Below are 13818 nucleotides of genomic sequence, written 5' to 3' on the forward strand. Positions count from 1 at the left end.
GGCTAATCACCGTTAAAGATGGATAAACAGGGCGTAAAGCAGCCCTGCAAGAAGAATGGAAACCGGTAAAGTCAGCACCCAGGCGACCGCCAGATTACGTAAGGTCGCGAGTTGCAAACCGGAACGGTTGGCGGCCATCGAACCCGCGACACCGGAAGAGAGCACGTGGGTGGTGGAAACCGGCAGACCAAAGCCGTCGGCGGCCCCGATGGTGGCCATCGCCACCAACTCTGCGCTGGCACCCTGGGCATAATTAAGATGGGTTTTGCCGATGCGTTCTCCCACCGTCACCACAATGCGTCGCCAGCCGACCATGGTGCCGAGGCCCAGCGCGATGGCGACCACCACTTTTACCCACATCGGGATAAAACGCGTGGCGCTGTCCAGCTCGCGTTTCACCGCCGCCAGATTACGTTCCGTCTCTTCCGGCAGCGCCACTTTGGCGCTTTGTAGATGCTTGATGGATTCCGAGGCGAGATACATATCATTACGCGTATTGGTGACCGACTGTGCCGGGATTTTCTCCATCGAGCCGTAGCGGCGAATCTGATCGCCAATGTCACCGAGCATCATGCCCAGCGCAGGCAGTACCTGCGGGCGTGGCTGGCTGGTGCGCACAAACTCGGTCAGAACGTCGCGCGGTGCCGGGATAGCGGCAGTGGCCGGTTGCAGCGTCAGTAGCTGCTGTTCCGTGACCTGGGTTAAGGCGGCGACACGTGGGATCTGATCCGGCGGCAGCGAACGGTTGAGGGCATAGGCAATCGGCATGGTGCCGACCAGAATTAACATGATCAGCCCCATACCTTTCTGACCGTCATTGGAGCCATGGGCAAAGGAAACTCCGGTGCAGGTGAGGATCAGCAGACCACGGATCCACACCGGCGGCGGCTGGTCATTTTTCGGCGCTTCATACAGCTGACGATTGCGGATCAAGGCTTTCATCGCCAGCAACAGCAGCGCTGCACAGACAAACCCGACGATGGGCGACAGCAGCAAGGAATAACCGACTTTCAACGCCTGATCCCAGTCCACGCCGCTGGTACCGCTGCGGCCGTGCAGCAGGGCATTCGCCACCCCAACGCCGATGATCGAACCGATCAAGGTGTGGGAGGAGGAGGAGGGCAGGCCAAAATACCAGGTGCCGAGGTTCCAGATAATCGCCGAGAACAGCAGCGCATACACCATGGCAAAGCCATTGCCGCTGCCTGCCTGGAGAATCAGTTCCACCGGTAGCAGCGAAATAATGCCAAACGCCACCACGCCGCTGGAGAGCAGTACACCAAGAAAGTTACACATGCCCGACCACACCACCGCCACGCCGGGCGTCAGGGAGTGGGTGTAAATCACCGTGGCTACCGCGTTCGCGGTGTCGTGAAAGCCATTGACGAATTCAAAGCCGAGTGCGATCAGCAACGCCAGCCCCAATAGCAGGAACGGGGTGTAGCTGGTGACCGGCGCACCGGTATCGGACACATCGTTAAACAGGTTGATGGCGGTAAAGGCCAGCCCGGCCAGCACCAGCAGCAGAAACAGCGAGCGGGAGAAACGGCCGCCACGCTGCTGGAGATTGGGACGTCCGCCGATGGATGACGACGCTGACGCCGGTAAACTGTTATCGCTCATAGCACACCCCGGTGTGGATGACGATGCCGGATGGCACCCGTTACCCGCAGTGTGATACCGGTTTTGTATGACAGAATGATGATGTTGCCGGTTGCCTGTCATCTCTCTGTCATCTTACTGACGCAGGCTGTGGATCTGACCGCAGCCGGATTTCCTGATAGCTATGCTCCAGCCTGTTCTGCCGCTTACCACGTTGCCCGACTTCAATAATGAAGTGGCCGGGCTGATCCATGGTTACCTGTTTTCACCTGACTGTTTGCCCCAGCGACTCAGCGCGCGCGAAGCGTCGCAGCTGGCACGCCAGACCCTGCCGGAAGCGCATTTCCTCTGGCTACACATCAATCTGAACCATGCCCGTGCTGAGCGCTGGGTCCAGGTCCACTTTGCGGTGGATAGTGATTTCTTCGATGAGATCCACTCCGCCTCACCACGCACCCGGCTGGCGCAGCAAAATGATGCGCTGCTGGCGGTACTGAACGATGTGACCTTCAGCCAGGAGGAACACAACGCGCAGAACGCGACGCTGTGGATATGGTGCCGCCCACAGGTCATTGTCAGCGCACGTTACCGACCGGTTGGCATGATTGAGCGTATGCATCAGCAACTGGACCGGTTGTCATTTGCCCAACCCGATGCGTTGCTGCTGTGGCTGTTGGGGGAGCAGGAGGCGCAACTGGAGCAAGTGGTACGCCGTTCCAGCGCCGCCGTGGACGCGATCGAGGAGCGGCTACTGAGCCAGGCGATCAAAGCCAATCGCAGCGAGTTGGGGCGTCTGCGGCGGATGCTGCTGCGCATTCAGCGCTTGCTGGCTCCCGAGCCGGCGGCGTTGTTTCGCCTGTTGAACCGTCCCCCTGGCTGGCTGAAGCGCGAGCCGCTGGGCGAGCTACGTATTTTTACCGAAGAGTTCAGCGTCGCGCTGAATGATCTCGCCAGCCTGATGGAGCGGATTCGTTTATTGCAGGAAGAGATCGCCGCCCGACTGATGGAGCAGAGCAACCGCACCTTGTTCCTGCTGACGGTGATCACGGTGCTGGCCTTGCCGATCAACATCGTGGCGGGATTTTTTGGCATGAACGTGGGGGGCATTCCGCTGGCAAGTAATCCACACGGATTTTTATTGCTGGTGTTGCTGGTACTGGCGTTTACCCTGGTGGCGGGTTGGCTGGCGTTGCGGCGGCCACGCGACTAACTCCTTGCACGATAAATCGCGAACTGATTGCGCGATAAATCGCGCCGCTACAGGGGGGCTCGAAACGTAGCGGCGCGATTTATCGCGCGGTTTTTATAGCGAGCAACAAAAAAGCCAGCCCGCAGGCTGGCTTGATCTCATTACCCGCGCAGGGATTATGAGTTGTTGTTCGCGGTGCTGCTGTTGGCTGCTGCCGGAGCCGGGATGTTGGCACCCTGTGGGGTCATCGGCTCTTCTTTTGGCATCGCATCCGGGGTTTCCTGCACCGGAATCGGTGCTGGCATGGCTTCACCGGCCGGACCATTGATTTTGGTCGGCATACCGCTACGCGCCTGGATTGCGTTGTTGACTGCATCCTGATTGGTGCTGGCATCGGCAATCACTTTGGTCACCGCAGCTGTCAGCGTAATCGGCACGATTTCACGTGAGTTAAACTGTTCTTCGGTGGTGGACAGCGGGTTGTGCACTTCCACATAGCGTGAACCGTCCGGCTCGACCGTGGCTTTTACCGGCTGGTCGATAAACTGTACGCGTGTACCGACCGGCACGTTGTCAAACAGCCATTTGATGTCGTCAGCACGCAGGCGCACGCAACCGTGGCTCACACGCAGACCGATACCGAAGTTGGCGTTGGTACCGTGAACCGCATACAGACGGCCAATGTACAGCGCGTAAAGGCCCATCGGGTTATCCGGGCCAGCCGGGAACACTTCCGGGATCGATTCGCCGCGTGCCGCGTATTCCGCGTGCATCGCTTTGGTCGGCGTCCAGGTCGGGCCGGCTTTCTTACGCTGAACGCTGGTGGTCCAGTTGATTGGGGTATCTTTACCCAGTTCGCCGATACCGATCGGCAGCACCACGACGGTTTTAGTGCCTTTCGGATAGTAGTAAAGACGCATTTCAGCGCTGTTGATCACAATGCCTTCACGCGGCGCGTCAGGCAGAATCAGCTGCTGCGGGATCACCAGATTGGTGCCTGCTTTCGGCAGATAGACGTCCACGCCCGGATTGGCTTCCAGCATGTTGCTGAGGCCCATCTGGAACTGAGCGGCAAAGGCTTCCAGCGGAAGTTTGCTGTCTTCAGGTACGGTAACCTGAATATTTTCGCCAATCAGACGACTGTTAGCGGGCGGTAGCGGATAAACCACCGCAAAGGCCGACTGGCTGAACGCCGCCAGTACGAGGGCGAGTGAAGCGAACGCGCGAATGCTCTTTTTCATGTTTTTACAAGTCGTTATAGCCGTATTTCAGGCTTGTCAGTGTGTCGAATCCATCTTGGTCTTAGTGACCCGCTGCGCATTATATGTGCATTGAAGCGGTGATGGGAATCACGATTTTAACAGGTTGAACATACTTTACGTAAATAGCTGTAATAACCGGTTCATTCAGATTGCTACCGGCCTGATTTCAGGGTTGCCACAGCGTGATTTCACCACTCAGTTTCCGATTCAGGAAAAACGCGGCGCTGATCAATGCCAGATGGGTCAGTGCCTGTGGCATATTGCCCAGCGCATGGCCATGCGGGGTAAACTCCTCGGCATACAGCCCCAGCGGATTGGCGTAACTCAGCAGCTTTTCAAACTCGAAGTGCGCCTCATGTACCCGACCAGCCCGCGCCAGGCACTCAACATACCAGAACGAACAGGCAGCAAATGATCCTTCACCGCCTTTCAGCGCGTCCGCGGGCGTCTCACTGATGTTGTAGCGGCGCACCAGCCCGTCACTGACCAGATGGGTTTTGATAGCATCCAGCGTTGCCAGCCAGTCCGGGTCGGTGGCCCCGACAAAACGCACCAGCGGCATCAACAGCATTGACGCATCGAGAAAGCGGCCGCCGCGTGTCGCGGTAAAGTGGCCCAGCTCCGGGTGCCAGAAGTTTTGCCAGATATCCTCGCGGATGGCGCTGCGTACCTGATCCCAGCGTTCATATGGCATCGGTAGTGAACGTTTCATGCCGAGGCGCAGGGCGCGATCCAGCGCCACCCAACACATCAGGCGCGAATGCAGAAAGTGTTGCGGCTCACCGCGCATCTCCCAAATTCCGGCATCGGGCTGCTGCCAGTTATCGCAGACGTAATCGATCATATTGGCGACGTGCCGCCAACCGCGCTGGGAAATTGCCTCGCCATATTTGTTGGCAAGATAGATGGCATCCATCAACTCGCCATAAATATCCAGCTGTGTCTGGCGCCAGGCATCATTACCAATGCGCACCGGGCGTGAGTTGGCATAGCCGGAAAGATTGAGCAGCTCGGTTTCATGCAACTCGGTGCCGCTATCAAGACGATACATCACCTGCAAATGAGGGGTGTCATCATGGCTGTGTTCGACACAACGTCCGACCCAATGGGTAAAACTTTTCGCTTCTTCCACATAACCGAGGCGCATCAGCGCATACATGCTGAACGAGGCGTCACGGATCCACGAGGCGCGATAATCCCAGTTACGCTCGCCCCCCAACTCCTCCGGTAGACCAAAGGTGGCGGCCGCGGCAATTGAACCGTGTTGATGCGAGGTCAGCAGTTTCAGCGCCAGCGCCGATCGCGTGACCATCTCCTGCCAGCGGCCACGGTAAGAACTGTGGCGGCTCCAGCGTCGCCAGTAGTGCAGGGTGTCGCGAAAACAGCGTTCGGTGGCAATGGTCGCCAGATGTGGATCTTCGTCGCTGCCAAACACAAACTCTGCATGCTCGCCTGCTTGCAAAGTGAAAGCGGCGGTGGCGCTGTGAGGTTCTCGCGTCATCACCACGCTGGCGCTAAGACGTAATGAGGGTTGGCCCTCGGCATGAAAGGCGATGCCGCCGGGCCGCGCTTCGGTCCAGGTTTCGGCCCGTGCATAATCATGACGTGGGGCGCACAGCAGGTTAAAACGCGCAGAACCGCGCACCATCTTTACCCGGCGCACCAGGCGTGGCAGCTTGCTGCTGTCATCGCATATCGGCATGTAATCGGTGATTTCCGCCACCCCTTCTTCGCCGAGCCAGCGGGTTTGCAGAATATTGGTATCAGGCAGGTACAGTTGTTGCTGGCGCGCATTTTTCCATTGCGGGGCCAGCGAAAACAGCCCGGCCTCGTCGCTGTCGAGCAGGGCGCTAAATACCGAAGGACTGTCGAGTTCCGGCCAGCACAGATAGTCGATGGTGCCGTCGCTGGCGATCAGAGCGCAGGTGCGTAAATCGCCAATCACCCCGTGATCCTCAATCTTGCGTTTGATTGCGCTCATCCTGCCTCCTTTACGCCAGTCCATTGTTAACTATAGCCGAAACGGTATGGGCGGCGGCGGCGGGGCACAGAACGATAACTTCTATACTGTGGAGACACCCTACACACAGGAGAAGGTTATGGCGCTGGTTAAACAGAAAGTGGCGGTGGTCACCGCATCCGACTCCGGTATCGGACGCAGTTGTGCGCTGATGCTGGCAGAGGCCGGGTATACCCTTGGCATTACCTGGCGTTCAGACGAGGAGGGCGCACATGAAACGGCCCGGCTGGTCGAAAGCCGGGGTCAGCAGGCGCAGGTACGACAGTTGGATCTCGCCGATCCCCAGGCGGGCGGTCAGCAACTGGCGCAACTGATCGCCTCATTGGGACGCATTGATGTGCTGGTTAACAATGCTGGGGTGATGACCAAAGCGGATTTCCTTGATCTCACCTTCGAGGACTGGCGCAAGGTGTTTAATGTCGACGTCGACGGCGCTTTTGTCTGCGGCCAGATCGCCGCACGTTACATGGTGGATCAGGGCAATGGCGGGCGCATCATCAATATCACCTCGGTGCATGAACATACGCCGTTGCCCGATGCGGCCGCTTATACCGCGGCGAAACATGCGTTGGGTGGGTTAACCAAATCGATGGCGCTCAGCCTGCTGCCGCATAACATTCTGGTCAATGCGGTGGCACCGGGCGCGATTGCCACGCCGATGAACCATATGCGTAACGAAGACGCGCGCAGTACGCGGATGCCGGAAATCCCCATCGGGCGACCGGGCGACACGCGCGAAGTTGCCAGTCTGGTGGCCTGGCTGTGCTCAGAATGGGCGACCTACACCACCGGACAATCCTTTATTGTCGATGGTGGGTTTATGCTGGCAAATCCGCAGTTTAAGGGATACCACCATGACTAACCGGCACGGCGGCGGTTCCAGCGACGGATCACCATACGCAGCAGGATGGCAAACACCACCGCCGCCACCAGCCACAGCAAATGTTTTAAATGCTGATCGAGCTGGTGTAACCAGGGCGCGATCACTTCACCGGCGAAATAGCCAAGGGTGACAAAGATCACCGCCCAGAGCGCGGCACCAAGCACATTCAGCAGGAAAAAACGCAGCGGTTTCAGGCGGCTGGTGCCGATGATAATCGGCCCGACAATGCGGAAGCCGTACATAAAACGCACGCCAATCACAAACAGGCTGGGACGGCGCTGGATCAGGCGATTCGCCTTGCGGATGGTATCCTGATGCTTGCGAAATCGGCGCAGGATGCGGGTGCCGTAGCGACGCCCCAGCCAGAACAGCAGTTGATCGCCGATAATCCCGCCCGCCATGGCCGCCAGCACCACGCCGCCAAAGTGGAGTAATCCCTCGTGCGCCGCCACGCCGCCCAGCAGGGTGAAGGTTTCCCCTTCGGCGATACAGCCAATCAGCAGCGCCAGGTAGCCGTACTGGCTAATTAATCCGTTGATATCAAGATGCAAAATCCTCCTCCCTGTTGTCAGCAAACCTGGTAACAGTTTACACCTGACGGCGATATTTTGTGCCGCTTGCCGCAAAAACCGCCGCGCCGATTATACTTGAAGTGAAGCTGCCCACGCTGCGCGGCCTTGGGCCACGGGGCAGCCCGTCGCATCAGAGGAGTGATTTTATGAATCATGTCTGGGGACTTCTCGCGCATCCTAATCAAGAAATGCGCGATATCAAGCAGGAAAACGAGAGCGTTTCGCACCATTACACCCACCATGTTCTGCTGATGGCGGCGATCCCGGTGATCTGCGCCTTTATCGGCACTACACAGTTGGGCTGGAATCTGGGCGAAGGGCAATATGTCCAACTCAACATGCTGACCGGTATCGGGCTTGGCATTCTGTTTTATCTCATCATCTTAGGTGGCGTGGCCGTGATGGGCCGCGTTATTCACTGGATGGCACGTAACTATCCGCAGCGTCCCAGCATTCAGCGTTGTACCGTGTTTGCCGGTTATGTGGCGACACCGCTGTTTATTAGCGGATTGGTGGCGCTTTATCCTCTGGTGTGGCTGTGCCTGCTGGTGGGTACGCTGGCGCTGGTCTACACCGGTTATCTGCTGTTTGTCGGCATTCCGGTGTTCCTCAATATCGATAAAGAAGAAAGTCTGCGCTTTTCCGGCTCAACGCTGGCAATTGGTGTGCTGGTGTTTGAGGTACTGCTGGCGCTGACGGTGGTGCTGTGGGGCTATGGACCGAAGTTGTTCTAGCCAGGCGGTCAGTTCTGTCATGGGTCGCGCCACGCTTTTGTGGCGCGATTTTTTTAACGCCCGGAAACAATCTCTCCAGGAAATTTCGTAGAGAACCACGTATTATGCTGTCGCCAGCCCGCATCCCGTCTGGCCTGATGCGCGCGGCCTGTGCGATAGCACAGCACAAAACTCCTGACCGGATTTTTTTGACACGATGTCTGTAAAAATACGTATTTCTTTACTGTCGCTGGCGCTGATGATCGGTGCACCGGCAGTAACTACACCTGTTCTGGCGGCACCGGCTGCTGCGTTGTCCAATCTGGCACCGGTGGCGCAGCCGCAGATTGCGTCCGGCAGTGCAATGATTGTCGATCTGGATAATGGCAAAGTGCTGTTCTCCAGCCATCCGGACCGTGTGCGTCCGATCGCCTCACTCACCAAACTGATGACAGCGATGGTGGTGCTGGATGCGAAGCTGCCGCTGGACGAAATGTTGTCGGTAGATATCAGCCATACTGCGGAAATGCGCGGCGTATTTTCCCGTGTGAAGCTCAACAGCGAAATCAGCCGCCGCAATATGCTGCTGCTGGCACTGATGTCCTCGGAAAACCGCGCCGCTGCCAGCCTGGCGCATCACTATCCGGGCGGCTATGACGCCTTTATTCGCGCCATGAACGCCAAAGCACGTGCCCTCGGCATGACCCACACCCATTATGTGGAACCGACCGGGCTGTCAATTCATAACGTCTCCAGCGCAGAAGATCTGATCAAACTGGTGAAAGCCACGCGTCAGTATCCGTTGATTGGTCAGTTGAGCACCACCAAAGAAGATACGGCGGTATTTACTCATCCGAGCTATGCGTTACCGTTCCGTAACACCAACCATCTGGTGTACAAAAATGACTGGCGCATTCAACTGACCAAAACCGGTTATACCGATGAGGCGGGCCACTGCCTGGTGATGCGCACGGTGATTAACAACCGTCCGGTGGCGCTGGTGGTACTGGATGCCTTCGGTAAATACACCCACTTTGCCGATGCAAACCGTCTGCGTGACTGGCTGGAAACCGGGAAAGCGGCACCGGTCCCGGCGGCAGCACTGGCGTATAAAAAGCAGAAGGCCTCGCAAACCGCGAGCACCGGCGCTCAGGGACAGAACGTCGAATAATGTCGATGTTGCAGATGCGGCCCAGCGGGGCGGCATCTGCAAAAAGCCTAATCGTTAGCACCAATGTTTTACACCCTCATTCCTATAGTTTCGCCGTTGTCAAAGGCCTACACTAGCCGCCACTTAGGGTCATTAAGACGCGTCTGTGGACGGTTAATGCGCTGGAATCTCACTCTTATGTTTACGTTTCGATCTCTTTTTGCGCCTTTTTTGCTGATGCTGGTTCTGCTGGCCCCGGCAATCAGCCAGGCAGCAGACAGTAACGCCGCCGCCCCACAGGCTGACGATGCGGCACCCAAGGTCAATGCTTCGGTGGAACTGCCGAAAATGCAGAAGATTCTCGACAAGATTAAAAGTCAGGTGTCGGGAGAAAATAATGAAAGCAAGCTCAGCCAACTGAATGAAATGGCGCTGGAGCTGTCGGGCAATGCCGACACGCTCGGTCAGGCGTTAGTGCCGCAGCGTCAGCAACTCGATGCGCAGCTGGCGGTATTGGGTCCGGCACCGAAACCCGATAGCGGCATGACCGAAACGCTGGAGGTGGCGCGTAAGCGTAGCTCGCTGGAGAACCAGAAAGCCAAGCTGGACGATCAGATCAAGCAGGCGGAAGGGATCAAAAACGGTGCGCTGATGTTATCGTCGCAAATCGTTAACCTGCGTCGCGACCAGTTAAAAAGCCAGCTGGCGCTCAACTCCGGCAGTATCCTTGGGCCGCGTTTCTGGGCACCGCTGGTCAGCACTCAGGATCTTGATGGTGAGAAGATCAGCGACTTCCTCAGTGAATTGCAGGACACCGCCGCGCTGTCGTGGGAACCGGGTTGGCGCTTCGGCACCATCGGCTGGTTGATCGCCGCGATGTTGGTGATGACACTGGGTCGCCGCTACGGTGAAGAGTTTCTCGCCTGGGTCAGCATCCACAAAATGCCGAAAGGGCGTCTGCGCCGCAGTTTCCTCGCGTCGGCGATTGCGCTCACTACCCTGGCAGCGGTGGTGCTGACCTTCAACTTCTTTGCGCTGGCGTTTGCCCGCCGCGATGAAGTGTCCTCTGATGTGCAAGACTTTATCATGCGTCTGGTGCAGCTCAGCGTCTACTGCGGCCTGATTGCCGGTCTGGGGCGTGCGTTCCTCTCCACCCGCCGCCCGAGCTGGCGCTTACCCGCCATTTCCAATGAAGTGGCACTGGCGTTAAAACCCTTCCCGCCGATTACTGCGGCATTGGTGTTTATCTTCCAGACGGTAGAGTCGTTTAACTACAGCGTTGGCTCCAGCCTGAATACCACCATTTTTGCCAACGGCCTGACGGCATTGCTGATTGGCAGCACCGGGCTGGCGATCAGCATGCGTACCAACCGGGTACGCCGCCGGATGGCGCAGAAGGGCAATCCGCCGGAAGCGCGTTCTACCCTGGTTGGCCTGATTCAAATGGGCCTGACATTGACGGCGCTGGCGATCCTGATTTCGCTGGTGATTGGTTACGTTTCGCTGGCGCGCTTCCTCAGTTATGAAGTGATTTGGTGTGGCATTCTGTTCGGTTCGTTCTATTTCCTCAGTCAGCTGGTAACGGATGGTTGCGACAGCCTGTTCTCAACGCAAACCAGCAGCGGCAGACGGATCCAGAGCTCACTCAATATTGATGAGCGTCACCTGCAACAGGCTGCGACGCTGCTGGGGGCGTTGGGCAAAACCTTGCTGGTCGGCATCGTCGCACTGGCGCTGCTGAACGGCACCTTTGCCTCGACCACGCCGATTGGCCTGATCCAGAAAGTGATTGAGTTCTGGGGCGGTAAAGGACTGGAGTCGCTGAACATTGTTCCGGCACATATGGTCAACGCCATTCTCTGCCTGGTGGTGGGGATTTATGTACTGCGTGCCGTGCGTCGCTGGCTGGATAAAGAGTTCCTGCCAAAAACCACCATGGACGCCGGGATGCGGGTGTCGTTAGTGACGCTGCTCAGCAACATTGGTTATGTGCTGATTATCCTGCTGACGCTGTCGATCATGGGCCTGCAATGGAACAAACTGGCGTGGATCGTCAGCGCCCTGTCGGTCGGTATCGGTTTTGGTTTGCAGGAGATTGTGAAGAACTTTATCTCTGGTTTGATCCTGTTGACCGAACGTCCGGTAAAAGTGGGCGATTTGGTGAGTATCAGTGGTATCGAAGGGGATATTCGACGCATCAATGTGCGCGCCACTGAGATTCAACTGAGCGATAAATCCACGGTGATTGTGCCGAACTCGCAGTTTATCTCACAGAACGTGCGTAACGCGACGATGGGCAATGCGCAGGGTGTGGTGACCATTCAGTTGACCTTCCCGCTGGATATCGATCCGGTCCGGGTCGAGGAACTGTTGCTGGAAGTGTATCAGGAGAATGAACGCATCCTGGAACAGCCGGAGCCGTATGTGCGGTTTAAAGATTTAACGCCGGGCGGTATCTTGCTGAGCGTCACCGGCAACGTTGCCAGCCAGCGCCAGATTTCGAGTGCCAAAAGTGATTTGCTGTTTGATATTCTGACGCGCCTGCGCAAAGAGGGCATCGTGCTGTCGACCCCGCAGACCATGATTATCGAACGTCGCGCTCAGGCAGCGCTGACCGATGACAGCCAGCCATTGGCGTAATGTTGCCTTAACCGTAGCGGTGCGATTCATCGCGCCGCTACGTATCAATATTACACTTTGACCGCCCATCCCTTCTGTTTACTGGTTTTGCCAATCCCCGGATTAAAACTGTTGGTGGGATCTAACCGACGGTAAAACGCCTGTAGCTGCGGCTGTGCGGCATACAAATGGCCGACGTTGTGCTCCGCCGGATACTCCGCGCCGCGCTGGCTGAGCATTGCCAGCATCTTCTCTTTTAACGCATGCGCATCGACCCCTTTCTTCACGATGTAGTCCTGATGGAACACGTGGCAAAAAAAGTGGCCGTAGTAGAGGCGATGGCTCAGCTGCTGGTCGAATTCAGGCGGCAGCCGCTCAAACCAGTCGGTATCATTGCGGCGCAGCGCGATATCCAGCGCCAGAATATCCTCGACTTCATCAGCATGGACCGCATGATAACGCACCGCAGCACCGGCAGCCGCGAAACGGTGTAAAAATGCGTGAGCACCCTCTTTGGCGTCACAGGCAAAAAACTCACCGCCACCTTCGCGGAAAAAAGCGTGCAGATATTCCTGGGCTTCTGCCACGCCGTCACCGGACATCTTCAGCATCAGGTGATGTTCGTATTTGTCGCGGTACTGCTTCAGACGTTTCGGCAGATGGGCCGGGAACCATCCGCTCACCCGCTGCAACAGCCGGTCGGTTAAGTGCGGTTTAACCCATTTACGCTTCGCCAGCCAGGCATCGATGCGGCCTTTCAGGCTAAAAAACAGCGGCATTTTGTCGGTGCCCAGCCGGTCGATCATCAGGAAGGTATCTTTGCCATACAGCTCGGCAATATCGAAGATATCGCGATGCATATATTCACCGGCCACCGGTAAATGGTGAAAGTTCGCCAGGATATGTCGGCGGATCTCGCCCAGTTCCGCCGGATCGTTGCTGCCAATATAAAACACCTGCTGCTGCGGTTCGCTGACGAAGCTATCGAGCCGCACGGCAAATACCGCCAGCTTGCCGGCACACCCGGAGGCTTCAAACAGGCGGCGGGCATCGGCATTGAAACGTGCCGGGGTATCGGCGTGGATATCGCGCACCCGCTCGGCATATTCATGATCCGAGGCGTGGCGATCATCCCAGATCACATCGTTCTGCTGCCAGCGATCGTCATCCAGTCGTCCCAGGATCTCTTCCGGCGAATGGCCCAGCTCGATGCCGAGATGGTTAACCAGCCGCAGCTTGCCGTCAGCATCAATCTGCGCATACAGCGCCATTTCGCTATAGGCCGGGCCGCGTTTAATCAGCGATCCGCCAGAGTTATTGCAAATTCCCCCCATCACCGATGCGCCAATGCAGGATGAACCGATCACGGAATGTGGCTCGCGCCCCAGTGGCTTGAGGGCTTTTTCCAGCTGATAAAGCGTGCTACCAGGGAACGCCAGAATTTGTTTCCCACCATCAATCAGTTGCAGTTTATCCAGCCGTAGCGTGCTGATGATCACCACCGGGCGGTCATAATCACTCCCCTGGGGAGTGGAACCTTCTGTCAGCCCGGTGTTTGCGGCCTGCATCAGAATGATGGCATCGGCCGCCACCAGCGCCTGTAATACGCGCCACAGTTCAAGCAGCGAGCCGGGAAACACCACGGCCAGCGCCTCGCCCTCACCGGAGCGGAAGCCTTTACGATATCGGGCGGTGTGCTCGGCATCAGTCAGTAACTGCGCGGGACCGACCAGGCGGCGCAGTTCGCCCAGCAGGGCAGAGTCAGAGGAAGCGTTTCTCATGGGCTTATCCTTGTCATAAACGGTAGC

At 57.4% G+C, this 13818-nt stretch carries 10 protein-coding genes; 5 read left to right on the top strand and 5 right to left on the bottom strand.

What is annotated here, in order from left to right; all coding sequences use genetic code 11:
• Nucleotides 1-12: 12 nt before the first annotated feature.
• Nucleotides 13-1623 (bottom strand): inorganic phosphate transporter, encoded by a 1611-nt coding sequence (locus tag PAT9B_RS06030; protein WP_013508368.1) that lies wholly within the window; start codon nt 1621-1623, stop codon nt 13-15.
• 163 nt (nt 1624-1786) lie between these two features.
• Here PAT9B_RS06030 and PAT9B_RS06035 point away from each other — a divergent pair, with 163 nt between their 5' ends.
• Nucleotides 1787-2812, top strand: coding sequence for a CorA family divalent cation transporter (locus PAT9B_RS06035; RefSeq protein WP_013508369.1), 1026 nt, complete (start codon nt 1787-1789; stop codon nt 2810-2812).
• A gap of 155 nt (nt 2813-2967) precedes the next feature.
• On the opposite strand, the gene PAT9B_RS06040 is transcribed toward PAT9B_RS06035, so the two are convergent.
• Nucleotides 2968-4032: a L,D-transpeptidase family protein gene (locus PAT9B_RS06040; RefSeq protein ID WP_013508370.1), complete on the bottom strand. Its 1065-nt coding sequence runs from the start codon at nt 4030-4032 to the stop codon at nt 2968-2970.
• 187 nt (nt 4033-4219) lie between these two features.
• Nucleotides 4220-6034 (bottom strand): glycoside hydrolase family 15 protein, encoded by a 1815-nt coding sequence (locus tag PAT9B_RS06045; protein WP_013508371.1) that lies wholly within the window; start codon nt 6032-6034, stop codon nt 4220-4222.
• Between the two features lie 118 nt (nt 6035-6152).
• Between PAT9B_RS06045 and PAT9B_RS06050 the strand changes: the two genes are divergently transcribed.
• Entirely contained in the window at nt 6153-6935 is a 783-nt protein-coding gene (locus PAT9B_RS06050) for an SDR family oxidoreductase (RefSeq protein WP_013508372.1), read from the top strand.
• Here the strand turns inward: PAT9B_RS06050 and PAT9B_RS06055 are convergent.
• The gene (locus PAT9B_RS06055; protein WP_013508373.1) at nt 6932-7507 is read right to left on the bottom strand and encodes a DedA family protein; all 576 of its coding nucleotides are present in this window, start codon (nt 7505-7507) and stop codon (nt 6932-6934) included. The two genes, PAT9B_RS06050 and PAT9B_RS06055, sit on opposite strands and share 4 nt — an antisense overlap.
• Before the next feature lie 167 nt (nt 7508-7674).
• Between PAT9B_RS06055 and PAT9B_RS06060 the strand changes: the two genes are divergently transcribed.
• The 3 genes from PAT9B_RS06060 to PAT9B_RS06070 all read left to right on the top strand — a co-directional run bounded on the left by PAT9B_RS06060 (nt 7675) and on the right by PAT9B_RS06070 (nt 12031).
• On the top strand, nt 7675-8262 hold the full coding sequence (locus tag PAT9B_RS06060) for a Yip1 family protein (RefSeq protein WP_013508374.1): 588 nt from the start codon (nt 7675-7677) through the stop codon (nt 8260-8262).
• A gap of 196 nt (nt 8263-8458) precedes the next feature.
• Nucleotides 8459-9412 (top strand): D-alanyl-D-alanine endopeptidase, encoded by a 954-nt coding sequence (gene pbpG / locus PAT9B_RS06065; protein WP_013508375.1) that lies wholly within the window; start codon nt 8459-8461, stop codon nt 9410-9412.
• A 177-nt stretch (nt 9413-9589) separates the two neighbouring features.
• A complete protein-coding gene (locus tag PAT9B_RS06070; protein ID WP_041525748.1) occupies nt 9590-12031 on the top strand; it encodes a DUF3772 domain-containing protein in 2442 nt (813 codons plus the stop codon).
• A gap of 50 nt (nt 12032-12081) precedes the next feature.
• On the opposite strand, the gene dld is transcribed toward PAT9B_RS06070, so the two are convergent.
• Nucleotides 12082-13791: a D-lactate dehydrogenase gene (gene dld / locus PAT9B_RS06075; protein ID WP_013508377.1), complete on the bottom strand. Its 1710-nt coding sequence runs from the start codon at nt 13789-13791 to the stop codon at nt 12082-12084.
• Nucleotides 13792-13818: the final 27 nt, after the last annotated feature.

Origin of the sequence: Pantoea sp. At-9b (assembly GCF_000175935.2) — a bacterium.
In the GTDB taxonomy this organism is placed as follows: domain Bacteria; phylum Pseudomonadota; class Gammaproteobacteria; order Enterobacterales; family Enterobacteriaceae; genus Pantoea.

What these genes read in the sequence shown, in the direction of transcription:
- PAT9B_RS06030 (WP_013508368.1), bottom strand. Translation starts at nt 1,623, where the DNA reads ATGAGCGATAACAGTTTACCGGCGTCAGCGTCGTCATCCATCGGCGGA.
- PAT9B_RS06035 (WP_013508369.1), top strand. Translation starts at nt 1,787, where the DNA reads ATGCTCCAGCCTGTTCTGCCGCTTACCACGTTGCCCGACTTCAATAAT.
- PAT9B_RS06040 (WP_013508370.1), bottom strand. Translation starts at nt 4,032, where the DNA reads ATGAAAAAGAGCATTCGCGCGTTCGCTTCACTCGCCCTCGTACTGGCG.
- PAT9B_RS06045 (WP_013508371.1), bottom strand. Translation starts at nt 6,034, where the DNA reads ATGAGCGCAATCAAACGCAAGATTGAGGATCACGGGGTGATTGGCGAT.
- PAT9B_RS06050 (WP_013508372.1), top strand. Translation starts at nt 6,153, where the DNA reads ATGGCGCTGGTTAAACAGAAAGTGGCGGTGGTCACCGCATCCGACTCC.
- PAT9B_RS06060 (WP_013508374.1), top strand. Translation starts at nt 7,675, where the DNA reads ATGAATCATGTCTGGGGACTTCTCGCGCATCCTAATCAAGAAATGCGC.
- pbpG (WP_013508375.1), top strand. Translation starts at nt 8,459, where the DNA reads ATGTCTGTAAAAATACGTATTTCTTTACTGTCGCTGGCGCTGATGATC.
- PAT9B_RS06070 (WP_041525748.1), top strand. Translation starts at nt 9,590, where the DNA reads ATGTTTACGTTTCGATCTCTTTTTGCGCCTTTTTTGCTGATGCTGGTT.
- dld (WP_013508377.1), bottom strand. Translation starts at nt 13,791, where the DNA reads ATGAGAAACGCTTCCTCTGACTCTGCCCTGCTGGGCGAACTGCGCCGC.